This is a genomic window from Pseudomonas wenzhouensis, assembly GCF_021029445.1.
Lineage (GTDB): Bacteria > Pseudomonadota > Gammaproteobacteria > Pseudomonadales > Pseudomonadaceae > Aquipseudomonas > Aquipseudomonas wenzhouensis.
In genome coordinates, this window is sequence record NZ_CP072610.1 from 3,177,883 (window position 1) to 3,199,319 (window position 21,437).

Genomic DNA, 21,437 nt, shown 5'->3' on the forward strand with positions numbered 1-21,437 from the left:
CTTGGCGCCTTTGTGGCCGGCCAACTCATGACCGGCCTCGCCCCTTCGTATACCAAGGAAATTCGCCATGCGCGCGCTGGCCTGCCTGACTCTTGCCGCCTCTCTGACCAGCCTCGCCGGCTGCCAGTCCCTGCTCAACAGCCGTTATGCCGACAGCGTGCCGCCCACGCGTGGCGTCGAGCGCATCCAGGGCGTGGCCGAAAGTGCGTCGGTGCGGCGTAACGCCCTCGGCATGCCGCTGATCGAGTCGAGCACCTTCCACGACGCCCTCTTTACCCTCGGTTATGTGCATGCCGGTGACCGCCTCAGCCAGATGGTCGGCATGCGCCTGCTGGCCCAGGGCCGCCTGGCCGAGATGGCCGGCCCTGGCGTGCTGGAAATGGACCGTTTCATGCGCGCGGTCAACCTGAAAAAAAGCGCGGAAATCCTCTACGCCGATGCCTCACCGCGCCTGAAGCGCTTCTTCGAGGTTTATTCGCGTGGCGTCAACGCCTATATGTTCCGCTATCGCAACCGCCTGCCGATGGATCTGGCCGAGTCCGGTTACCGCCCCGAGTACTGGAAGCCCGAGGACTCGGTACTGCTGTTCTGCCTGCTGAACTTCGGCCTGGCGGTAAACCTGCAGGAAGAGATCGCCGCGCTGACCATGACCCAGCAGGTGGGCGCCGACAAACTGCCCTGGCTGCTGCCGATCTACCCGGACGAGCCGCTGCCTTTTGCTGAAGCAGAAAAACTCGCCGGCCTCGACCTCAAGGGCCAACTGCCGGGCCTGCAGGCGATCTCCCGCACTGCAGCGCAGATCGCCGAGCAGCACATGCTCGGCGTTGCCGCCTCGAACAACTGGGCCATCGCCCCGCAGCGCAGCCGCGGCGGCAAGAGCCTGCTGGCCAACGACACGCACCTGCCGCTGAGCATGCCTTCGCTATGGAATTTCGTGCAGATCCGCTCGCCCAAGTACCAGGCTGCGGGTATCTCGCTGGCCGGTGTGCCGGCCATTGTGGCCGGCTATAACGGCAAGCTGGCCTGGGGCATGACCATGGTCATGGGCGACAATCAGGACATCTACCTGGAGCGCATCAAACGCGAGGGCAGCCGCCTGATGTACCAAGCCGACGGCAAGTGGCTGCCGGTCAGCGAGCGCCAGGAGACGTTCTTCATCCGTGGCCAGCGCCCGATCCGCGAAACGCTTTACGAGACCCGCAACGGCCCGCTGCTCAATTCGGTACTGGGCGAACGCAAGCATATGCTGCAGCCCCTGGCGCTGCAGAGCGGCTACGGCCTGGCACTGAAAACCACCCAGTTCGAGCGCGACCAGAGCCTTGATGCCTTCTTCGACCTGTCCCGCGCGCAGTCGGTGGATCAGGCCTTCGAGGTCACGCGGGAAATCCGCGCCATGCCGCTCAATATCGTCTTCGCCGACGCCCAGCATATCGGCTGGCAGGTCACCGGGCGCTACCCGAACCGCCGCGAAGGGCGCGGCCTGTTGCCCTCCCCCGGCTGGGACGAGCGCTACGCCTGGGACGGCTTCGCCGACCCGATGCTGCACCCTTATGACCAGGATCCGCCGCAAGGCTGGCTGGGCACCGCCAACGAACGCAGCGTGCCGCCCGGTTATGGCATGCAGCTGTCCAGTTCCTGGTACTACCCGGAGCGCGCTGAGCGCATCGCCGAACTGGCCGGTAACGGCCGGCACGATGGTCGCAGCATGATCGCCATGCAGTACGACCAGACCTCGCCCTTCGTCGCCAAGCTGCAGGCCATGTTCAACGACCCGGTAATGCACGATTCGCTGCGCCAGGCCATCGCCGCCCTGCCGGCCGGCCAGCGCGCACGTGCCGACGAAGCGCTGAAACGCCTGCTCGCGTTCGATGGCAAGCTCGCCGCCGGTTCGGCCGATGCCGCCCTCTACGGCGCCTTTCTGCAGGAAAGCGCGCGGCAGATCTTCCTCGATGAACTGGGCCCGGAAAGCAGCCCGGCCTGGCAGGCACTGGTGCAAACCGCCAACACCTCTTACTCGGCGCAGGCCGACCACCTGCTTGGGCGCGCCGACAGCCCATTCTGGAACGACATCCGCACGCCAGAGCAGGAACACAAGCCGACCATCCTGGCGCGCAGCCTGGCCACCAGCATCGAATTGCTGGAGAGCCGTCTGAGTGCGGAGCGGCGTAACTGGCAATGGGGCAAGCTGCACACCTATGAGTGGGTCACCGACACCACGCGCCTGGCGCCTTACATGAGCGCCAGCCAGCGCAGCAGCATCAACGCCCTGAAAGGCTATCTGGATCGCGGCCCCTACCCGGCAGGCGGCGATCACAGCACGCTGAACGTTTCCGCCTACGCCTGGGGCCAGGATTTCAACACTTTCCTGATCCCGGCCATGCGTTTCGTGGTGGATTTCGCCGCCGACGAACCGCTGGTTGGCGTCAACAGCTCGGGCCAATCCGGCAACCCGGCCAGCCCACACTACGCCGATGGCATCGAAGCATGGCTCAAAGGCGGGTACATGAGCTTCCCGTTCAAAGCGGAGAATCTGGACAAGGTCTACGGCAACCAGCGCCTGCTGCTGATGCCAGCCAAATGATGACCGTTCGTCGGGCGGCGCTGAACCTTTTCCTCAGCGCCGCACTCTGAATAATCGACTTACTCCATAGATCATCGTTTAAGGCGCCCCTGGCGCCTTTTCTTTTGCCTGCAGAAAAACCGCTGAACTTTCCGGCAAAAGCAGGTTCAGAACCTATGCATCGATTGCAATGCTCCCCTGGCGCCTCTGGCGCCTATTTTTTTGCCTGCCATTCAGGGAGCGCCTACTAGGGTCTGTTGCCGTTTCGACGCGAGCCGCGTTGCTGCGCCGAAACGGCAACAGACCCTAAGCCAGCAGGCTGCGGTCGAAGATAAAGGCCTCACCCGCGTGCGGGCTGTGCGCCAATAGATTCTGCGGCCGCCCCATCTTCGGATAATTCTTCTCGCCGGTATCACTGATCCAGCCCTGCGCCTTCATCCGCTCCAGCCTGCCGCGCAACGTGGTGTGCTGCACCGGCTCACCCAGGCACGCCTGGAACGCCATCAGCGCTTCGGTCACGGTAAAGCGCGCTGCCAGCAGGTAAAGCGGCAGCGAGCTGTACACCGACTTGCCACGCAGACGCTCGGCGGCCAGACGTACCAGTTGCGTATGGTCGAATGGCAAGGCCTGCTGCCCTGCGGTTATGGCTGACAGATCGACGAAGCACAAACCCTCATCCTGCGGCTCGGCATCCGGCGTCAGCAGCGCCAGATAGCAGGTGCTCAGTGACCAGCCGCGTGGATCGCGCACACCATTGCCAACGGTCGCCACCTGCTCCAGATACTGCGGCTGCAGGCGCGCCTTATCCGCCAGCGCACGGGCGGCAGCGGCATCCAGGCTGGCATCGGCACAGCGACCATTGACCAGCACACCCGGTAGCGCCCATTGCCCCGCATAGGGTTCGCGCTGGCGACGCAGCAGCAGCACCTGCAGCGCGCCCCCCTCGCTCAGGCGCAGGGCGACGATATCCACCCCGGCCAGCACCTCCACTGCACTCATCCTTCCCCCGCGTCTTCATGTACTTATTTCATCTTGACCAATAATTCGCCTTCTTTCACGCATGAATTGGCAAAAACGCTTGACTACATATTTCATCAGATGAAATATGTAGCCATACAAACGCAGTAAGGAGGCGCACCATGAAGATCGCCAGCTTCGACGTCGACGCCCAGAAAGGCTTTACTCCGCTGTGCCCCAACGAGTTGCCGGTGCCCGAAGGCGATGCCATCGTCCCGGCGCTGAACCAACTGGCTGCACGCGCCGAGCTACGCATCGGCAGCAAGGATGCCCATAGCCCGCAGGCGGCCTGGGTCGTCGACACGCACGATGAAATGCTGCGCCCACTGCCGCTGGCCAACGCCGATCTGACCTGGGTCAGCCACTGCGTCCCCGGCACGCCAGGCTTTGAATTGCTCGATGGCCTGCCGGCACCGCTGGATTACGACTACTTCGTGTGGAAAGGCGTTGAGCCGGATCTGCACCCCTATGGCGCCTGCTATCACGACCTGGCCGAGAAGCGCAGCACGGGCGTGATCGAATTTCTCCGGCACAATGGTATCGACCTTGTATTGGTCGGAGGTCTGGCCCTGGATTACTGCGTCAAGACCACTGCCCTGCAGTTGCGCCGCGCCGGTTTCGAGGTGATCGTCCATCTGCCAGCCTGCCGCGCGATTGCCAGTGAAACGGCTGCAACCGCCTGCAGCGCCATGCGCGAACAGGGCATTCTGCTGACCGCCAGCCTGGATGAGCTGGACAGCGCCCTCACCAAGGAGTCTCAGCCATGAGCGAGAGCATTTTCGCCGAGCGCATCGTGCAGAACCTGCTGGATACCGACCTGTACAAGCTGACCATGATGCAGGCCGTGCTGCACAACTACCCCAATGCCGAAGTGGAATGGGAGTTTCGCTGCCGCAGCCGCGAGGACCTGACGCCCTATCTGGCAGAAATCCGCTACCAGATCGAGCGCTTGAGCGAGCTGAGCCTGAGCGTGGATCAACTGGCCTTTCTCGAACGCATCCCTTTTATCAAGCCGGACTTCATCCGCTTTCTCAGCCTGTTCCGCTTCAACCTGCGCTACGTGCACAGCAGTATCGAAGACGGCCAGTTGAGCATTCGCCTGCGCGGCCCCTGGCTGCATGTGATTCTGTTCGAGGTGCCGCTGCTGGCCATTGTCAGCGAGGTGCGCAACCGCTATCGCTACCGCGAAGTGCTGCTGGAGCAGGCCGCCGAACGCCTGTACGAGAAGCTCGACTGGCTCAAGGCCGAAGCCTCGCCAAGCGAACTGACCGGCTTCCAGCTTGCCGATTTCGGCACACGCCGGCGCTTCTCCTACCGCGTGCAGGAGCAGGCGGTGCATATCCTCAAGCGCGATTTCCCCGGACGTTTCGTCGGCACCAGTAACGTGCACCTGGCGCGCGAGTTCGACCTCAAGCCCATCGGCACCATGGCCCACGAATGGCTGATGGCGCACCAGCAGCTCGGTCCACGGTTGATCGACAGCCAGATCGCCGCGCTCGACTGCTGGGTACGCGAGTACCGTGGCCTGCTCGGCATCGCCCTGACCGACTGCATCACCATGGATGCCTTCCTGGCCGACTTCGACCTGTACTTCGCCAAGCTCTTCGACGGCCTGCGCCATGACTCCGGCGACCCGCTGGAGTGGGCGGAAAAGGCCATCGCCCACTACGAAAAGCTCGGCATCGACCCCATGAGCAAGACCCTGGTGTTTTCCGACGGGCTCGACCTGCCCAAGTCGCTACGGCTCTACCGTGCACTTTGCGGGCGAATCCACGTAAGCTTCGGGGTCGGCACCAACCTGACCTGCGACATCCCCGGCGTCGAACCGATGAACATCGTGCTCAAGATGATCGCCTGCAACGGTCAACCGGTCGCCAAGATTTCCGATACACCCGGCAAGACCCAGTGCCGCGACGAAAACTTCGTCCATTACCTGAAACACGTCTTTCGCGTGCCCCAGTGAGGAGCCAGACATGAGCAACCGCCAAGCCGAAATCGCCGCCGCCCTCGATGTGGTGCCGCCATTCGCCGACGACGCCGCGCTGATCGCCGAAATCGAACGGCGCAAGACCTTTATCAAGAACACCCTGAAGAATTCCGGCCTCAAGGTGCTGGTGCTCGGTATCAGCGGTGGCGTCGACTCGACCACGGCCGGGCGTCTGGCTCAGCTTGCGGTCGAGGAGTTACGCGCCGAGAGTGGCGATAACGCCTATCGCTTCATCGCCGTGCGTCTGCCGCACAACACCCAGCATGACGAGCATGACGCACAGGATTCACTGCAATTCATCCGTGCCGACGAGAACACTACAGTCAACATTGCCGACAGCGTCAACGGCCTGGCCCTGCAGGTCAGCCACCTGGAGCAACTAAGCCATGCCCGACGCGACTTCGTACTGGGCAACGTCAAGGCCCGCATTCGCATGGTCGCCCAGTTCGCCATCGCCAACGCCAACAACGGCCTGGTGATCGGCACCGATCATGCCGCCGAGGCAGTGATGGGCTTCTTCACCAAATTCGGTGATGGCGCCTGCGACCTGGCCCCGTTGTCTGGCCTGGTGAAGAAACAGGTACGCGCCATCGCCGCACACCTGGGCGCACCGCAGCATCTGGTGATGAAAACGCCGACTGCCGATCTGGAAGAACTGCGCCCGGGCAAACCGGACGAGGAAGCCCATGGCGTGACCTATGCCGAGATCGACGCCTTCCTGCATGGCGAGACCGTCAGCGACCAGGCCTATGCCACCATCGTGCGCACCTACGACGCCACCCGCCACAAGCGCGAGCTGCCGCTGGTGCCTTGATCGCAGAGGGCAGAAACGAAGAAGCCGGGCAATGCCCGGCTTCTTCGCATCAGGAGGTTCGATCAGGCCTTGGGCAGGGTTACACCGGTCTGCCCCTGGTACTTGCCACCGCGATCGCGATACGACACCTCACAGGCCTCGTCGGACTGCAGGAACAGCATCTGCGCCACACCTTCATGGGCGTAGATCTTCGCCGGCAGGTTGGTGGTGTTGGAGAACTCCAGGGTCACATGGCCTTCCCACTCCGGCTCCAGCGGCGTGACGTTGACGATGATGCCGCAACGCGCGTAAGTGCTCTTGCCCAGGCAGATGGTCAGTACGTCACGCGGAATGCGGAAATACTCGACGGTGCGCGCCAGGGCGAAGGAGTTCGGCGGGATGATGCAGACGTCGCTCTTGATGTCGACGAAGCTTTTCTCGTCGAAATTCTTCGGGTCGACGATGGCCGAGTGGATATTGGTGAACACCTTGAATTCGTCGGCGCAACGCACGTCGTAGCCGTAGCTGGAAACGCCGTAGGAGATCACCCGACTGGCGTCCGCACCACGCACCTGGCGCTCCACGAACGGCTCGATCATCCCGTGTTCCTGGGCCATGCGGCGAATCCACTTATCCGATTTGATGCTCATGGCGAGGTGTCCTGAGTGGGCTGTTACAAGAAAAAGTGAGCGCATCTTACCGATGCTGAAGCCCTGCTTCAAAGATTGCCGACGCACCCTCAACGCATTATTTGCAAAAAAGCTGCATCGAGCATTCGCACTTGGCGATAAAAACACGTATGGTGTCCCCACTGTGCTGCATGTGTCACCGCGAATCGCTACTTGATGCCTAGATCTCGATCCAAACATCGTCCGACTCCTAGTACTCGTTGCACTCAGTCCCGGCCTGGGCTTTTCCAGGGCTGTAATTACTTTTGTTAGGAGACATCACATGTCCAATCGTCAGACTGGCACCGTTAAGTGGTTCAACGATGAGAAAGGCTACGGCTTCATCACCCCGCAATCCGGTGACGACCTCTTCGTACACTTCAAAGCCATCCAGAGCGATGGTTTCAAGAGCCTGAAAGAAGGCCAGCAAGTTTCCTTCGTGGCCACCCGTGGTCAGAAAGGCATGCAGGCTGAGGAAGTTCAGGTTATCTAACCTGCACTACCCTGCTTGAAAAGAGCCCCGCCTAGTCAGACTGTGTGAAAACCTAGCAGTCTGAGTGCAAGGTGAAGACAATGCCTCTATCGGTCGATAGGGGCATTGTTGTTTATGGGCTACATCAAGGGCGAAGGTCGTCAGCAAAGCAGCCTGTTTCCTCCCACATTGGAGGAGCTGGTACCGGAGGATCATCTGGTACGGGTGATCGAGGCCTATGTCGCTCGTCTGGATCTGCAGGCTCTGGGTTTCAGCAAGGCCGAGCCGCTCAAGACCGGACGTCCTGGCTATGATCCGGCGGATCTACTCAAGCTTTATCTATACGGTTACTTCCAGCGCATCCGCTCCTCCCGGCGCCTGGAAGCCGAGTGCCAGCGCAATGTCGAGGTGATGTGGCTGCTGGGCCGATTGGCTCCGGATTTCAAGACCATTGCCGATTTTCGCAAGGACAACAGTGCTGCTTTTCAAGCGACCTGCCGCACCTTCGTCCAGTTCTGTCGCCAGGTGGGACTGATCAGTGGGCAACTCGTGGCCATCGATGGCAGTAAGTTTCAGGCGGTTGCGTCGCAACGCAAGCATCTGAGCCTGACGAAGCTCAAGCGCCAACAAGCCAAACTGGAGGCGCAGATAAGCCGTTATCTGGCAGAACTGGACGAGGCTGACCGCAGTGAGGCGACTGAAGGGGTTGATCGCAGTGCGGTCAAGGCTGCGCTGCAGCACCTGAAGAGTCGACATGCCGATAACCTGACAGCCCAGGCGTTGATGGAGGTACAGGGGCTGGATCAGTTCGTCATGGGTGAGGATGAGGCCCGCATGATGCGTACCCACCAGGGGGCTCGCGTGGCTTATAACGTGCAAAGCGCGGTAGATGGCGAGCATGGGCTGATCCTGCATCATGCCGTCACTCAGGACGGTTGCGATAACCAGCAACTGGAACCGATGGCCAAGGCCGCCCAGGCGATCCTAGAACAGGAAGAGCTGACGGTTACAGCCGATGCCGGCTACTCCAATGGTGAGCAGTTTCAAGCCTGTGATGATGCTGGGATTACGGCTTATGTGCCGGAGAATCGAGGCATCAATAACAAGGGCGACGACACGCCGCTATTCGATCGCAGCGCCTTCACCTACGACGCAAAAAACGACCAGTACCAATGCCCTGCGAGCCAGTGGCTAACACTCAAACAGGTCAGTGGCCTACAACGTATCTATGCCAGGCAAGGTGACTGCGAGGGCTGTCCATTGAAATCACGCTGCACCAAGGCCAAGCGCCGATACGTGACTCGGCATGTCCATGAAGCCGCATTCGAGCGCATGCATCAGCGGATGCAGGCGCATCCAGAGATGATGGTCAGGCGCCGATCCATCGTCGAACATCCCTTCGGCAATCTGAAGCAGTGGATTTTGGGTAATGGTCGCTTCCTGCTCCGACAACTGCGGGGAGCGCGGACGGAAATGGCCCTGGCGGTCAACGCCTACAACCTGAAACGAGCCATCAATGTGCTGGGTGCCCGTCGGTTGATCGAACTGTTGGGATAAATCCCGTCTTCCATTTCCAAACATCAAAAACGCCAACGCCCCGAACCAGTCGGGGCGTTGGATTTGCCTACGGTCAGGGCGTTTTCACACAGCCTGCTAGTGCGGGGCTTTTTTGTGGGCGTCTGGATGGTGCCTGTCTCCCCTCTCCCATTCATGGGAGAGGGTCATCAGATGCCGCTGCGCGGCGACTTTCAGTCCTCGCTGATCTCGATGCTCGGCATCGCCGGCTTGCCAGCCTGGGCAATGCGCGCGCCGACCTTGCGCGCCAAATCCTGATAGATCATGGCGATCTGGCTTTCCGGGTCGGCCACCGTGGTCGGTTTGCCGTCATCGGCCTGCATGCGAATGGCCATCGACAGCGGCAACGAGGCCAGCAGCTCGACGCCATACTGCGCCGCCAGCTTCTCGCCACCGCCTTCGCCGAACAGATGCTCGGCATGGCCGCAGTTGGAGCAGATGTGCACGGCCATGTTCTCCACCACGCCGAGCACTGGGATGTGCACCTTGCGGAACATCTCCACGCCTTTTTTCGCATCGAGCAGCGCCAGATCCTGCGGCGTGGTGACGATCACGCTACCGGCCACCGGCACCTTCTGCGCCAGGGTCAGTTGGATGTCGCCCGTACCCGGCGGCATATCCACTACCAGATAATCGAGATCGTTCCAGGCGGTCTGGGTAATCAGCTGCAGCAAGGCACCGCTGACCATCGGCCCGCGCCACACCATCGGCGTGTTGTCGTCGGTAAGAAAGGCCATGGACATCACCTGCACACCATGGGCTTCGAGCGGCACGAACCACTTCTGATCCCTGACCTGCGGGCGCGTACCTTCGGCGATGCCGAACATGATGCCCTGGCTGGGGCCATAGATATCGGCGTCGAGAATGCCCACGCGCGCACCCTCACGCGCCAGGGCCAACGCCAGGTTGGCGGCGGTGGTGGATTTACCCACCCCGCCCTTGCCCGAGGCTACGGCGATCACGTTCTTCACCCCGGCCAGCGCCGGCACCTGGGCCTGGCCCTGGTGCGAGTCGATCACGCAGTCGACCTTGACCTGCGCACTGTCGACGCCATCGAGGTTCTCCAGCGCCATCTGCAGCATTTGCGCCCAACCGTTCTTGAACAGGCCGGCGGCGTAGCCCAGCTCCAGGCGTACGGCGACGCGCGCGCCCTGAATGTCGACCTCACGCAGACAACCGGCACTGACCGGGTTCTGATCGAGGTGAGGGTCGGTGAACTGACGCAGACAGGCTTCGACCGCTTCGCGGGTGACGGCACTCATGCAAGAACTCCAGAAGGCAGCGGGAAAACAGGCAGGCATCTTAACAGCAGCGATCCGTTTCACGCCTTACACCGCCACCAAGGGTCGCTACGGATGCGCTTTTGCCTGCGGTTTGTAGCTTGCAGCTTGCAGCTTCCTTTATAGTTGCCGACTTCTTTCGTTTCCCCCGTGCAGCCGATCACCATGACCGAAGCCCGCAAGATTCTCGTTACCAGCGCCCTCCCCTATGCCAACGGCTCCATCCACCTCGGCCACATGCTCGAGTACGTGCAGACCGACATGTGGGTGCGCTACCAGAAACTGCGTGGCAACCAGGCGATCTATGTCTGCGCTGACGACGCCCACGGCTCGGCGATCATGCTGCGCGCCGAGAAAGAAGGCATCACGCCCGAGCAGCTCATTGCCAACGTGCAGGCCGAGCACACCGCCGACTTCGCCGACTTCCTGGTGGACTTCGACAACTACCACTCCACCCACTCCGAGGAAAACCGCGAGCTGTCGGCAGCCATCTACCTGGCGCTGCGCGACAAGGGGCATATCGCCACCCGCGCCGTGACCCAGTATTTCGACCCCGAGAAGGGCATGTTCCTCGCCGACCGCTTCATCAAGGGCACCTGCCCGAAATGCGCGGCCGAAGACCAGTACGGCGATAACTGCGAGAAGTGCGGCGCTACCTATACGCCGACCGAGCTGAAGAACCCGCGCTCGGCCATCTCCGGTGCCGTGCCGGTGCTCAAGGAGTCGCAGCACTTCTTCTTCAAGCTGCCGGACTTCGAGGCCATGCTCAAGCAGTGGACGCGCTCCGGTGCGCTGCAGGAGGCGGTGGCCAACAAGATCGCCGAATGGCTCGATGGCGGCCTGCAGGAGTGGGACATCAGCCGCGATGCGCCCTACTTCGGCTTCGAGATTCCCGGCGAGCCGGGCAAGTACTTCTATGTCTGGCTGGACGCGCCGATCGGCTACATGGCCAGCTTCAAGAACCTCTGCAGCAAACGCCCGGAGCTGGACTTCGATGCCTTCTGGGGCAAGGACTCCACTGCCGAGCTGTACCACTTCATCGGCAAGGACATCGTCAATTTCCACGCTCTGTTCTGGCCGGCGATGCTCGAAGGCGCTGGCTACCGCAAGCCGACCGCCGTCAACGTGCACGGCTATCTGACGGTCAACGGGCAGAAGATGTCCAAGTCGCGCGGCACCTTCATCAAGGCGCGCACTTATCTGGATCACCTGAACCCGGAGTACCTGCGCTACTACTACGCCGCCAAGCTGGGCCGTGGCGTGGACGATTTGGATCTGAACCTCGAAGACTTCGTGCAGAAGGTCAACTCGGACCTGGTCGGCAAGGTGGTCAACATCGCCAGCCGCTGCGCCGGTTTTATCCACAAGGGCAACGCCGGCCTGCTGGTCGCCGCCAACCCCGAGCCGGAGCTGTGGGACGCCTTCCAGGCCGCCGCACCGAGCATTGCCGAGGCTTACGAGGCGCGCGATTTCTCCCGCGCCATGCGCGAGATCATGGCCCTGGCAGACCGCGCCAACGCCTGGATCGCCGACAAGGCGCCCTGGGCGCTGAACAAGGTCGAGGGCAAGCAGGCCGAAGTGCAGGCCATCTGCGCCCTGGGTATCAACCTGTTCCGCCAGTTGGTGATCATGTTGAAACCCGTGCTGCCGAAGCTGGCTGCCGAGGCCGAAGCCTTCCTCAACGTGCAGCCGCAAACCTGGGCCGACCTGGCACTGCCACTGGCCAACCATCAGTTGAACCCGTTCAACCCGCTGCTGACCCGCATCGAGCCGGCAAAAATCGAAGCCATGATCGAAGCCTCCAAGGAAGACCTGGCCGCCGAAGCGCCCAAGCCTCAAGGCAACGGTGAACTGGCCAAGGATCCGCTGGCTGCCGAGATCAACTTCGACGCCTTCGCCGCTGTCGACCTGCGTATTGCCCTGATCGAGAAGTGCGAGTTCGTCGAAGGCGCCGACAAGCTGCTGCGCCTGTCGCTGGACATCGGTGACGAGAAGCGCAACGTGTTCTCCGGCATCAAGTCCGCCTACCCGGACCCGAGCCAGCTGGAAGGCCGCCTGACCCTGTACGTCGCCAATCTGGCGCCGCGCAAGATGAAGTTCGGCATCAGCGAAGGCATGGTCCTGGCGGCCGGCCCCGGTGGTGAGGAAATCTACCTGCTCAGCCCGGACAGCGGCGCCAAACCGGGTCAGCGCGTCAAGTAAGCACACGCTAGGCTTATAGCTGTCGAACAAGCCGGCCAATGCCGGCTTGTTTGCATCTACGCGCTTCCCGATAATAGGCGCCCTTTTCCTATGGCCTTTGCGCACTCGACGGCAACCCGATGACCGAACTCGTCCTGATCATGGTCAGCGCCATCCTGGTCAATAACTTCGTGCTGGTGCAGTTCCTCGGCCTGTGCCCATTCATGGGCGTGTCGAAGAAGATCGAAACCGCCATCGGCCTGTCCCTGGCGACCACCTTCGTGCTGACCTTGGCCGCCATGTGCAGCTACCTGGTGCAGCAGTACGTGCTCAAGCCGCTGGACCTGGAATTTCTGCGTACCATCAGTTTCATCCTGGTGATCGCCGTGGTGGTGCAGTTCACCGAGATGGTGGTGAACAAGACCAGCCCGCTGCTGTATCGCGTGCTGGGCATCTTCCTGCCGCTGATCACCACCAACTGCATCGTCCTGGGCGTTGCCCTGCTCAATGCCAACAAGGCCGAGTTCACCTTCATCACCGCCACCGCCAATGGTTTCGCCGCCGGCCTGGGCTTCTCCCTGGTGCTGGTGCTGTTCGCCGCCATGCGTGAGCGCATCGCCATCGCCGACGTACCGAAATCCTTCCAGGGCGCGGCCATCGGCATGATCACCGCGGGCCTGATGTCGCTGGCGTTCATGGGCTTTACCGGGTTGATCAAGCTATGAGCCTGGTGCTGGTCGCCGTCCTCGCCCTGCTCGCGCTGTGCCTGATCGCCGGTGCCATCCTCGGTTTTGCCGCCGTGCGCTTCAAGGTCGAGGGTGACCCCATTGCCGAACAGATCAACGCCCTGCTGCCGCAGACCCAGTGCGGCCAGTGCGGCTACCCCGGCTGCAAGCCGTACGCCGAGGCGATTGCCGGCGGCGACAAAATCAACAAGTGCCCGCCCGGCGGCGAGACGACCATCCAGGCGCTGGCCGATCTGCTCGACGTCGAGCCCGAGCCGCTGGATGCGGTGGAAGGCGAGAAGCCGCAGATGGTCGCGTTTATCCGCGAAGCCGAATGCATCGGCTGCACCAAGTGCATCCAGGCCTGCCCGGTGGACGCCATCGTCGGCGCCGCGCGGCAGATGCATACGGTGATCGCCAGCGAGTGCACCGGCTGCGACCTGTGCGTCGAGCCATGCCCGGTGGACTGCATCGACATGCTCGAAGTTGGCAGCACCGTGCAGAGCTGGAAATGGGACAAACCACTGGCACCCGGCCAGTTGATCGCCAGTGACCGGGAGCAGGCAGCATGAGCACGCAGGTAAATATCTGGGATATCCCGGGTGGCATACACCCTGCCGAGCGCAAGGAGCTGTCCAACCGCACGCCGATCCAGCAGGCGCCACTGCCCAAGCGCCTGGTCTTGCCGCTCGGCCAGCATATCGGTACGGTCGCCGAGCCCTGCGTGGTGGTCGGCCAACGAGTGCGCAAGGGCGAGAAGATCGCCGAAGCCAACGGCTTCGTCAGCGCGCCGCTGCATGCACCCACCTCCGGCACCGTCAGCTTTATCGGCGCGCAGCCGTACCCGCACGTCTCCGGCATGCTGGCGCCAGCCATCGTCATCGACAGCGACGGTCTGGATGAATGGGGCGAGCTGACACCCCATGCCGACTACCGGCATATGGAATCTGCCGAGCTGCTGGCACTGATCCGCGAGGCCGGCATCAACGGCCTGGGCGGCGCCGGCTTCCCTACGGCGGTCAAGCTCACCGCACGGCCGACGCAAAAGATCCACACGCTGATCATCAACGGCACCGAGTGCGAGCCCTATATCACCGCCGATGACCTACTGATGCGCGAACGCGCCGCCGAGCTGGTGGCCGGTATCGAGATACTGGCCCATCTGATTCAGCCGGAGCAGGTGCTGATCGGTATCGAAGACAACAAGCCCGAGGCCATCGCCGCCGTACGCGCCGCCTGCGCCGGGCATGACTACCAGGTGCGGGTGTTCCCCACCAAGTACCCCTCCGGCGGTGAGAAACAGCTGATCCAGATTCTCACTGGTGTCGAGGTGCCCTCGGGCGGGCTGCCGGCCGATATCGGCATTCTCTGCCAGAACGTCGGTACCTGCGTGGCCATCCACGACGCCGTGCTGTTGGGCAAGCCGTTGATCTCACGCATTACCACGCTGACCGGCGAAGCGCTGGCGCGGCCCGGCAATGTCGAGGCGCTGATCGGCACACCGGTGGGCGAGCTGCTGGCGTTCGCCGGACTGGACACCAGCAAACTCAACCGCCTGATCATGGGCGGGCCGATGATGGGCTTCACTCTGCCCAGTCTCGAGGTGCCGCTGATCAAGAGCAGCAACTGCCTGCTGGCCAGCACCGCTGCCGAGCTGCCGCTGCCACCGCCGGCCATGCCCTGCATCCGCTGTGGCGAATGCGCCGAGGCCTGTCCGGCCAGCCTGTTGCCGCAGCAACTGCACTTCTTCGCCCTGGGCCAGGAGCACGAACAGCTCAAGGCGCACAACCTGTTCGACTGCATCGAATGCGGCGCCTGCGCTTACGTCTGCCCATCCAGTATCCCGCTGGTGCAGTACTACCGCGCGGCCAAGGCGGAAATCCGCGAGCTGGAACAGAAACAGCTCAAGGCCGAGCACTCCAAACAGCGCTTCGAGCAACGCCAGGAACGCCTGCGTCGCGCCGAGGAGCAGAAGGAAGCCGAGCGCAAGGCCCGTGCAGAGAAAGCCGCCCGCGCCAAGGCCGCGCAAGCCGAAGCCCCCGTCGCAGCGGCGGCGGCGCCAGCCGATGAAACGCTGAAGAAGCTCAAGATCGAAGCCAGCATGGCCCAGGTCGCACTGAAGAAGGCCGAGAAACAGCTGGCCGCCCACGACACGCCCGAGCTGCAGGTACAGGTCGCCGAGCTGCGCGCCGCCGCCGAAGCCGCACAGAAGGCGCTGGCCGATGCCCAGGCTACAGCCCCTGCCCCAGCGCCCCAGCCAGCCGGCGATGAAGCGCTGAAAAAAGCCAAGATCGAAGCCGCCATGCTCAAGGCGCAATTGCGCAAGCTGGAGAAGATCGAAGCGCCGGACGATGATCAGCAGGCCGAAATCGCCCGCGTGCGCCAGCAGCTTGAAGCCGCCGAGAAGTCCCTGATCGATCTGCAGAACCAGGCACCCGCCCCAGCCGCCAAATCCGCTGGCGACGAAGCGCTGAAAAAGGCCAAGATCGAAGCGGCTATGCTCAAGGCCCAGTTGCGCAAGCTGGAAAAGATCGAGAACCCGGACGACGAGCAGCAGGCCGAAATCGCCCGCCTGCGCCAGCAACTGGAAGCCGCCGAGAAGGTCCTGGTCAGGCTGCAGAACCAGGCGCCTGCGCCGGCTGCCAACCCCGTCAGCAACGAAGCGCTGAAAAAAGCCAAGATCGAAGCCGCCATGCTCAAGGCGCAATTGCGCAAGCTGGAGAAGACCGAAGCGCCGGACGATGATCAGCAGGCCGAAATCGCCCGCGTGCGCCAGCAGCTTGAAGCCGCTGAGAAAGCCCTCGCCGAATTTCAGGAGCAGGCGCCCATCCCGGCAGCCAAACCCGCCGGCGAAGAGGCATTGAAGAAAGCCAAGATCGAACTGGCGATGAAACGCGCCGAGCTGAAAAAGGCGGAAAAAACCGGCAGCGACGAAACCACGCTGCAGCCGCTGCGCGATGCCCTGGCTGACGCTGAACACGCTCTACATGCCGCCGAGGCGGCCTCGGGCAAACCGGCGCCGGAGCTGGTGCGCACCGAACGCCCCGGCGTAGATGCCGAACTGAAAGCCCTGAAGACCGAAGTAGCCTTCGCCCGCGCCGATCTGCGCAAGCTGGAGCGTGACGAGAGCGCCGCTGGCGAGGCGCTGGAACAGGCGCGTAACCGCCTGACCGAAGCCGAACGCAAGCTGGCCGAATACCAGAAGTAGCGATCGTCCAGGGCAGGCTGCACTGCGATTAAAGCCCCTCTCCCACTTGTGGGAGAGGGGTTGGGGAGAGGGCCAGTGCGCCGCACCCTCTCCCCGGCCCTCTCCCGTAAACGGGAGAGGGGGAATGAAAACGCCGGCACGCCGGTACAGCGCCCCGGATTGCATCCGGGCTACAAAAGACACCCGTTGCGCCGGAGCATCCGGGCGGCACAGACAACCGTAGCCCGGATGCAATCCGGGGAATGAACACCACTGCGCTCAATACGAACGCAGCAACAGAACCAACGGAGCGCCGATGGCCCTGCCCCGTATCACATCGCCCCACGCCACGGGCAGCAACCGTACCCAGCAGGTCATGCTGCAGGTGCTGCTGGCCACCGTGCCGGGCATCCTCGCCCTGACCTGGCTATTCGGTGCCGGCACCCTGTTCAATCTGGCATGGGCCTGCCTCTGCGCGCTGGGCTTCGAGGCCGCATTGCTGGCCGCACGCAAACGCCCGATCGCCTTCTTCCTCAAGGACTACAGCGCCCTGGTCACCGCCGTGCTGCTGGCCCTGGCCCTGCCGCCCTACTCGCCCTGGTGGCTGACCCTGATCGCCTGCGGCTTCGCCATCGGCTTCGGCAAGCAACTCTATGGCGGCCTCGGGCAGAACCCGTTCAACCCGGCGATGGTCGGCTACGTGGTGGTGCTGATCTCCTTCCCCGTCGACATGACCAGTTGGCCCGCGCCGCATGGCGTCGCCGCGCTGGATGGCCTCAAGCACATCCTCGGCATCGCCAGCCTGCCCGATGGCTGGGCCCAGGCCACCGCACTGGACGCCCTGAAGGTGAACAAGAGCCTGACCATCGACGAACTGCGCGCCGCCAATCCGGCCTTCGGCCACTTCGGCGGCGCCGGCAGCGAGGCGGTCAACCTGGCTTTCCTCGCCGGCGGTCTGTATCTGCTGCACAAACGCCTGATCACCTGGCACGCGCCGGTGGGTATGCTCGCCGCCCTGTTCGTCATGAGCCTGCTGTTCTGGAACGGCAGCGGCTCGGATTCCAACGGCTCACCGCTGTTTCACCTGCTCACCGGCGCGACCATGCTCGGCGCCTTCTTCATCGTCACCGACCCGGTCTCCGGCGCCACCAGCAATCGCGGGCGGCTGGTGTTCGGCATCGGCGTCGGCGTGCTGGTCTACGTGATCCGCGCCTGGGGTGGTTACCCGGATGCGGTGGCCTTCGCCGTGCTGCTGATGAACCTGGCGGCGCCGACCATCGACTACTACACCCGGCCGCGCAGCTACGGCCACCGCAAGCCCAATAGCGGCTTCAAGCTGGGAGAATGAGCATGCTGCCGGAAATCAGCCGTTCGATGCTGAAAAACGCCCTGATCCTCGGCCTGTTCGCCATTGGCACAGTCGGTAGCGTTGCCCTGCTGCAACAGGGCACCGCCGAGCGCATCGCCGCCGCCGAGCGTGAAGCGCAGGTGCGCGCCCTGGCCGAAATCCTGCCCGCAGGCAGCTACGACAATCACCTGCTGGACAACCGCATCGAGCTTAACGCTCCCGAGCTGGGTCACCGCAGTGCGCAGTCGGCCTACCTGGCATTGAAGAGCGACCAGCCCAGCGCGCTGATCCTGCCGGTGAGCGCCCCGGACGGTTACAGCGGCGCCATTCACCTGCTGGTGGGCATCTTCGCCGACGGCCGCCTGGCCGGCGTGCGTGTGCTCAGCCACAGAGAAACCCCAGGCCTGGGCGACAAGATCGAACTGGCCAAGAGCGACTGGATCCGCAGCTTCGAGGGTAAATCCCTGAGTAACCCTGGCAATGACGGCTGGGCGGTAAAGAAGGATCGCGGCGAGTTCGACCAGTTCGCCGGTGCCACCATCACCCCGCGTGCAGTGGTCAAGGCCGTGCACGGCGCCCTGCAGTATTTCGATGTACACCGCGACCAACTATTGGGCGTGGCGGAGGACGCGCAATGACCAGCTACCGCGAAATAACCCTCAATGGCCTGTGGAAGAACAACCCGGCGCTGGTGCAGCTGCTCGGCCTCTGCCCGCTGCTGGGGGTGAGCAATTCCACGGTCAACGCCCTTGGCCTGGCCCTGGCCACGACGCTGGTGCTGGCCTGTTCCAACACCGCTGTGTCGCTGGTGCGTGGCGTGGTCAATACCGCCGTGCGCCTGCCGGCCTTCGTCATGATCATCGCCGCGCTGACCACCTGCATCGAGCTGTTGATGCAGGCCTACACCTACGAACTGTACCAGATCCTCGGCATCTTTATTCCGCTGATCACCACCAACTGCGTGATCCTCGGTCGCGCCGACGGCTTCGCCGCCAAGCACGACCCGGCCCGCGCCGCCTACGACGGTCTGATGATGGGCCTGGGCTTCGGCGTGGTGCTGGTGTTGATCGGCGCCATTCGCGAGCTGCTCGGCACCGGCGCGCTGTTCGCCAATATGCACCTGTTGTTCGGGCCGATTGCCGCCGAGTGGAAACTTACCCTGGTGCAGGATTACAAGGGCTTTCTGCTGGCCATCCTGCCGCCGGGCGCCTTCATCGTTCTGGGCCTGCTGATCGCCGGCAAGAACCGCATCGATCAGATCGCCGCGGAACGGGCCAAGGCCGCCGCTCCCGAGGCGCCCGTACAAAGCCGCCGCGTTCGCGTTACCGGAGTCATCGAATGAACGCCGCCAAACGCCTGGAAATCTTCCGTCGCCTGCACGAGGACAACCCCGAGCCGAAGACCGAGCTGGCCTACAGCACGCCCTTCGAGCTGCTGGTGGCGGTGACGCTATCGGCACAGGCCACCGACGTCAGCGTCAACAAGGCCACGGCCAAGCTGTTCCCGGTGGCCAATACGCCGGAGGCCATGTACGCCCTCGGCGTCGAGGGTTTGTCCGAATACATCAAGACCATCGGCCTGTACAACAGCAAGGCGAAGAACGTCATCGAGGCCTGCCGCATCCTCATCGAGAAGCACGGCAGCCAGGTGCCGGACAACCGCGAAGACCTCGAAGCCCTGCCCGGTGTCGGCCGCAAGACGGCCAACGTGGTGCTCAACACTGCCTTCCGTCAGCTCGCCATGGCTGTGGACACGCACATCTTCCGCGTCAGCAACCGCACCGGCATCGCCCCCGGCAAGAACGTGGTCGAGGTGGAGAAGAAGCTGCTCAAGTTCGTGCCCAAGGATTATCTGCTCGACGCCCATCACTGGCTGATCCTGCATGGGCGCTACGTCTGTACCGCACGCAAACCGCGCTGTGGCGCCTGCCGCATCGAAGATCTGTGCGAGTACAAGGCGAAAACTTCCGACGATTGATCGACCATAGAATCTGGCGATCCTCTGATTGAAAAAATCTTTTTTACCCGCTCAATTTTTGCCGCTATAAGGTGCGCCATTGGCCCCAGTAAATGGCCTGGAGTGGAAGAAATGAGCACAGACAAAGAAGACCTCGAGCTGGACGAAGACTTTGTCGCGGACGATGCAGACGATGCCGAGCCTGCGGTAGAAGTCGCCAAGACCAACCTGACCAAGCGCCGCATCATCGACAACTTCCTCGAAGAACGACGCCTGCACAAACAGCTGGCCGAATACGACTTCGATATCTGAGAGCCGCTGCCTTCTACAAGAGCCCCGCAAGCCGGGGCTTTTGTTTGAGCGCCGAAATTGACAGACCTGAAACGACGAACCCCGGCACAAGGCCGGGGTTCGCTGGCAGGCTGAAGCGGTCGATCAGACCAGCTTGCGGCCCTTGCCGGCAGCGATGCGCATGCGCAGGGCATTGAGCTTGATGAAGCCTGCCGCGTCCTGCTGGTTGTAGGCGCCGCCATCTTCCTCGAAGGTCGCGATGTTGGCGTCGAACAGCGAATCGTCGGACTTGCGGCCGGTGACGATGACGTTGCCCTTGTACAGCTTCAGGCGCACCACACCGTTCACGTTGGCTTGGGAGGCGTCGATCATCTGTTGCAGCATCAGACGCTCCGGGCTCCACCAGAAACCGTTGTAGATCAGGCTGGCATATTTCGGCATCAGCTCGTCTTTGAGGTGAGCGACTTCGCGGTCGAGGGTGATCGACTCGATGGCGCGGTGGGCCTTGAGCATGATGGTGCCGCCGGGGGTTTCGTAGCAGCCACGCGACTTCATGCCGACGAAGCGGTTCTCGACGATATCCAGACGGCCGATGCCGTTCTCGCCGCCGATGCGGTTCAGCTCGGCCAGCACCTGCGCCGGGGTCATGGCCTTGCCGTCGATGGCGACGATGTCACCGGCCTTGTAGGTCAGTTCGATGTAGGTCGGGGTGTCCGGCGCCGCTTCCGGCGACTTGGTCCAGCGCCACATGTCTTCTTCGTGCTCGGTCCAGGTGTCCTCCAGCACACCACCTTCATAGGAGATATGCAGCAGGTTGGCATCCATGGAGTACGGCGACTTCTTCTTGCCGTGGCGCTCGATCGGGATGGCGTGCTTCTCGGCGTAGTCCATCAGCTTCTCGCGCGACAGCAGATCCCACTCGCGCCACGGAGCGATGACCTTGACGCCTGGCTTGAGCGCATAGGCGCCCAGCTCGAAACGCACCTGGTCGTTGCCCTTGCCGGTGGCACCGTGGGAGATGGCATCGGCGCCAGTCTCGTTGGCGATCTCGATCAGGCGCTTGGCGATCAGCGGACGGGCGATGGACGTACCCAGCAGGTACTCGCCTTCGTAGACAGTGTTGGCGCGGAACATCGGGTAGACGAAGTCGCGGACGAATTCTTCGCGCAGGTCGTCGATGTAGATTTCCTTGACGCCCAGAGCCTGGGCCTTGGCGCGGGCCGGCTCGACCTCTTCGCCCTGGCCGAGGTCAGCGGTGAAGGTCACCACTTCACAGTTGTAGGTATCTTGCAGCCACTTGAGGATCACCGAGGTGTCCAGGCCACCGGAATAGGCCAGAACTACCTTTTTGACGTCCGCCATGCCATCACTCCACGGGTTGTACGGTAAAACCCGTA

The 21,437-nt window shown here is 62.8% G+C and carries 19 protein-coding genes; 15 read left to right on the top strand and 4 right to left on the bottom strand.

Going from position 1 to position 21,437, the window contains the following annotated elements:
- Positions 1 to 67 precede the first annotated feature (67 nt).
- Positions 68 to 2,581 carry a penicillin acylase family protein gene (locus tag J7655_RS14665; RefSeq protein ID WP_230925072.1) on the top strand — a complete coding sequence of 838 codons (2,514 nt, stop codon included), beginning with the start codon at positions 68 to 70 and terminating at the stop codon, positions 2,579 to 2,581.
- A gap of 285 nt (positions 2,582 to 2,866) precedes the next feature.
- Here the strand turns inward: J7655_RS14665 and J7655_RS14670 are convergent, their stop codons facing one another.
- A complete protein-coding gene (locus J7655_RS14670; RefSeq protein ID WP_230925073.1) occupies positions 2,867 to 3,559 on the bottom strand; it encodes an NUDIX domain-containing protein in 693 nt (230 codons plus the stop codon).
- A gap of 140 nt (positions 3,560 to 3,699) precedes the next feature.
- On the opposite strand from J7655_RS14670, the gene J7655_RS14675 reads away from it, so the two are divergent.
- The 3 genes from J7655_RS14675 to nadE are packed head-to-tail and all read left to right on the top strand — an operon-like array spanning position 3,700 to position 6,378.
- Positions 3,700 to 4,344, top strand: coding sequence for a nicotinamidase (locus tag J7655_RS14675; RefSeq protein WP_230925074.1), 645 nt, complete (start codon positions 3,700 to 3,702; stop codon positions 4,342 to 4,344).
- Entirely contained in the window at positions 4,341 to 5,540 is a 1,200-nt protein-coding gene (gene pncB, locus J7655_RS14680) for a nicotinate phosphoribosyltransferase (RefSeq protein ID WP_230925075.1), read from the top strand. Before J7655_RS14675 ends, pncB begins: the two co-directional genes overlap by 4 nt.
- A 10-nt stretch (positions 5,541 to 5,550) precedes the next feature.
- Positions 5,551 to 6,378, top strand: a complete 828-nt coding sequence (gene nadE / locus J7655_RS14685) for an ammonia-dependent NAD(+) synthetase (RefSeq protein ID WP_230925076.1) — start codon at positions 5,551 to 5,553, stop codon at positions 6,376 to 6,378.
- 62 nt (positions 6,379 to 6,440) lie between these two features.
- Here the strand turns inward: nadE and dcd are convergent, their stop codons facing one another.
- Entirely contained in the window at positions 6,441 to 7,007 is a 567-nt protein-coding gene (gene dcd / locus J7655_RS14690) for a dCTP deaminase (protein WP_104727057.1), read from the bottom strand.
- A gap of 301 nt (positions 7,008 to 7,308) precedes the next feature.
- Between dcd and J7655_RS14695 the strand changes: the two genes are divergently transcribed.
- Entirely contained in the window at positions 7,309 to 7,518 is a 210-nt protein-coding gene (locus tag J7655_RS14695) for a cold-shock protein (protein WP_003245585.1), read from the top strand.
- Positions 7,519 to 7,632: 114 nt separating this feature from the next.
- Positions 7,633 to 9,054, top strand: a complete 1,422-nt coding sequence (locus tag J7655_RS14700; protein WP_230925077.1) for an IS1182 family transposase — start codon at positions 7,633 to 7,635, stop codon at positions 9,052 to 9,054.
- Positions 9,055 to 9,245: 191 nt separating this feature from the next.
- On the opposite strand, the gene apbC is transcribed toward J7655_RS14700, so the two are convergent.
- Positions 9,246 to 10,334 carry an iron-sulfur cluster carrier protein ApbC gene (gene apbC, locus J7655_RS14705; protein WP_230925078.1) on the bottom strand — a complete coding sequence of 363 codons (1,089 nt, stop codon included), beginning with the start codon at positions 10,332 to 10,334 and terminating at the stop codon, positions 9,246 to 9,248.
- Between the two features lie 183 nt (positions 10,335 to 10,517).
- Here apbC and metG point away from each other — a divergent pair, with 183 nt between their 5' ends.
- The 9 genes from metG (at position 10,518) to J7655_RS14750 (ending at position 20,061) form a co-directional block, all read left to right on the top strand.
- Complete coding sequence (metG, locus tag J7655_RS14710) at positions 10,518 to 12,554, top strand: methionine--tRNA ligase (protein ID WP_230925079.1); 2,037 nt, start codon at positions 10,518 to 10,520, stop codon at positions 12,552 to 12,554.
- Positions 12,555 to 12,673: 119 nt separating this feature from the next.
- Positions 12,674 to 13,258, top strand: a complete 585-nt coding sequence (gene rsxA / locus J7655_RS14715; protein WP_004423752.1) for an electron transport complex subunit RsxA — start codon at positions 12,674 to 12,676, stop codon at positions 13,256 to 13,258.
- On the top strand, positions 13,255 to 13,830 hold the full coding sequence (gene rsxB, locus J7655_RS14720) for an electron transport complex subunit RsxB (protein ID WP_230925080.1): 576 nt from the start codon (positions 13,255 to 13,257) through the stop codon (positions 13,828 to 13,830). Before rsxA ends, rsxB begins: the two co-directional genes overlap by 4 nt.
- On the top strand, positions 13,827 to 16,466 hold the full coding sequence (rsxC, locus tag J7655_RS14725; RefSeq protein ID WP_230925081.1) for an electron transport complex subunit RsxC: 2,640 nt from the start codon (positions 13,827 to 13,829) through the stop codon (positions 16,464 to 16,466). The genes rsxB and rsxC overlap by 4 nt, the downstream gene beginning before the upstream one ends.
- Positions 16,467 to 16,761: 295 nt before the next feature.
- The gene (locus J7655_RS14730; RefSeq protein ID WP_230925082.1) at positions 16,762 to 17,793 is read left to right on the top strand and encodes an RnfABCDGE type electron transport complex subunit D; all 1,032 of its coding nucleotides are present in this window, start codon (positions 16,762 to 16,764) and stop codon (positions 17,791 to 17,793) included.
- A 2-nt stretch (positions 17,794 to 17,795) separates the two neighbouring features.
- Positions 17,796 to 18,431, top strand: coding sequence for an electron transport complex subunit RsxG (rsxG, locus tag J7655_RS14735; RefSeq protein ID WP_230925083.1), 636 nt, complete (start codon positions 17,796 to 17,798; stop codon positions 18,429 to 18,431).
- The gene (locus J7655_RS14740) at positions 18,428 to 19,135 is read left to right on the top strand and encodes an electron transport complex subunit E (protein WP_230925084.1); all 708 of its coding nucleotides are present in this window, start codon (positions 18,428 to 18,430) and stop codon (positions 19,133 to 19,135) included. Before rsxG ends, J7655_RS14740 begins: the two co-directional genes overlap by 4 nt.
- A complete protein-coding gene (gene nth / locus J7655_RS14745; protein ID WP_230925085.1) occupies positions 19,132 to 19,770 on the top strand; it encodes an endonuclease III in 639 nt (212 codons plus the stop codon). The genes J7655_RS14740 and nth overlap by 4 nt, the downstream gene beginning before the upstream one ends.
- Before the next feature lie 111 nt (positions 19,771 to 19,881).
- Positions 19,882 to 20,061 (top strand): PA3496 family putative envelope integrity protein, encoded by a 180-nt coding sequence (locus tag J7655_RS14750; protein WP_004423730.1) that lies wholly within the window; start codon positions 19,882 to 19,884, stop codon positions 20,059 to 20,061.
- Between the two features lie 123 nt (positions 20,062 to 20,184).
- Here the strand turns inward: J7655_RS14750 and J7655_RS14755 are convergent, their stop codons facing one another.
- Positions 20,185 to 21,402: an argininosuccinate synthase gene (locus tag J7655_RS14755; RefSeq protein ID WP_041977727.1), complete on the bottom strand. Its 1,218-nt coding sequence runs from the start codon at positions 21,400 to 21,402 to the stop codon at positions 20,185 to 20,187.
- Positions 21,403 to 21,437 lie beyond the last annotated feature (35 nt).

What these genes read in the sequence shown, in the direction of transcription:
- J7655_RS14665 (WP_230925072.1), top strand. Translation starts at nt 68, where the DNA reads ATGCGCGCGCTGGCCTGCCTGACTCTTGCCGCCTCTCTGACCAGCCTC.
- J7655_RS14670 (WP_230925073.1), bottom strand. Translation starts at nt 3,559, where the DNA reads ATGAGTGCAGTGGAGGTGCTGGCCGGGGTGGATATCGTCGCCCTGCGC.
- J7655_RS14675 (WP_230925074.1), top strand. Translation starts at nt 3,700, where the DNA reads ATGAAGATCGCCAGCTTCGACGTCGACGCCCAGAAAGGCTTTACTCCG.
- pncB (WP_230925075.1), top strand. Translation starts at nt 4,341, where the DNA reads ATGAGCGAGAGCATTTTCGCCGAGCGCATCGTGCAGAACCTGCTGGAT.
- nadE (WP_230925076.1), top strand. Translation starts at nt 5,551, where the DNA reads ATGAGCAACCGCCAAGCCGAAATCGCCGCCGCCCTCGATGTGGTGCCG.
- dcd (WP_104727057.1), bottom strand. Translation starts at nt 7,007, where the DNA reads ATGAGCATCAAATCGGATAAGTGGATTCGCCGCATGGCCCAGGAACAC.
- J7655_RS14695 (WP_003245585.1), top strand. Translation starts at nt 7,309, where the DNA reads ATGTCCAATCGTCAGACTGGCACCGTTAAGTGGTTCAACGATGAGAAA.
- J7655_RS14700 (WP_230925077.1), top strand. Translation starts at nt 7,633, where the DNA reads ATGGGCTACATCAAGGGCGAAGGTCGTCAGCAAAGCAGCCTGTTTCCT.
- apbC (WP_230925078.1), bottom strand. Translation starts at nt 10,334, where the DNA reads ATGAGTGCCGTCACCCGCGAAGCGGTCGAAGCCTGTCTGCGTCAGTTC.
- metG (WP_230925079.1), top strand. Translation starts at nt 10,518, where the DNA reads ATGACCGAAGCCCGCAAGATTCTCGTTACCAGCGCCCTCCCCTATGCC.
- rsxA (WP_004423752.1), top strand. Translation starts at nt 12,674, where the DNA reads ATGACCGAACTCGTCCTGATCATGGTCAGCGCCATCCTGGTCAATAAC.
- rsxB (WP_230925080.1), top strand. Translation starts at nt 13,255, where the DNA reads ATGAGCCTGGTGCTGGTCGCCGTCCTCGCCCTGCTCGCGCTGTGCCTG.
- rsxC (WP_230925081.1), top strand. Translation starts at nt 13,827, where the DNA reads ATGAGCACGCAGGTAAATATCTGGGATATCCCGGGTGGCATACACCCT.
- J7655_RS14730 (WP_230925082.1), top strand. Translation starts at nt 16,762, where the DNA reads ATGGCCCTGCCCCGTATCACATCGCCCCACGCCACGGGCAGCAACCGT.
- rsxG (WP_230925083.1), top strand. Translation starts at nt 17,796, where the DNA reads ATGCTGCCGGAAATCAGCCGTTCGATGCTGAAAAACGCCCTGATCCTC.
- J7655_RS14740 (WP_230925084.1), top strand. Translation starts at nt 18,428, where the DNA reads ATGACCAGCTACCGCGAAATAACCCTCAATGGCCTGTGGAAGAACAAC.
- nth (WP_230925085.1), top strand. Translation starts at nt 19,132, where the DNA reads ATGAACGCCGCCAAACGCCTGGAAATCTTCCGTCGCCTGCACGAGGAC.
- J7655_RS14750 (WP_004423730.1), top strand. Translation starts at nt 19,882, where the DNA reads ATGAGCACAGACAAAGAAGACCTCGAGCTGGACGAAGACTTTGTCGCG.
- J7655_RS14755 (WP_041977727.1), bottom strand. Translation starts at nt 21,402, where the DNA reads ATGGCGGACGTCAAAAAGGTAGTTCTGGCCTATTCCGGTGGCCTGGAC.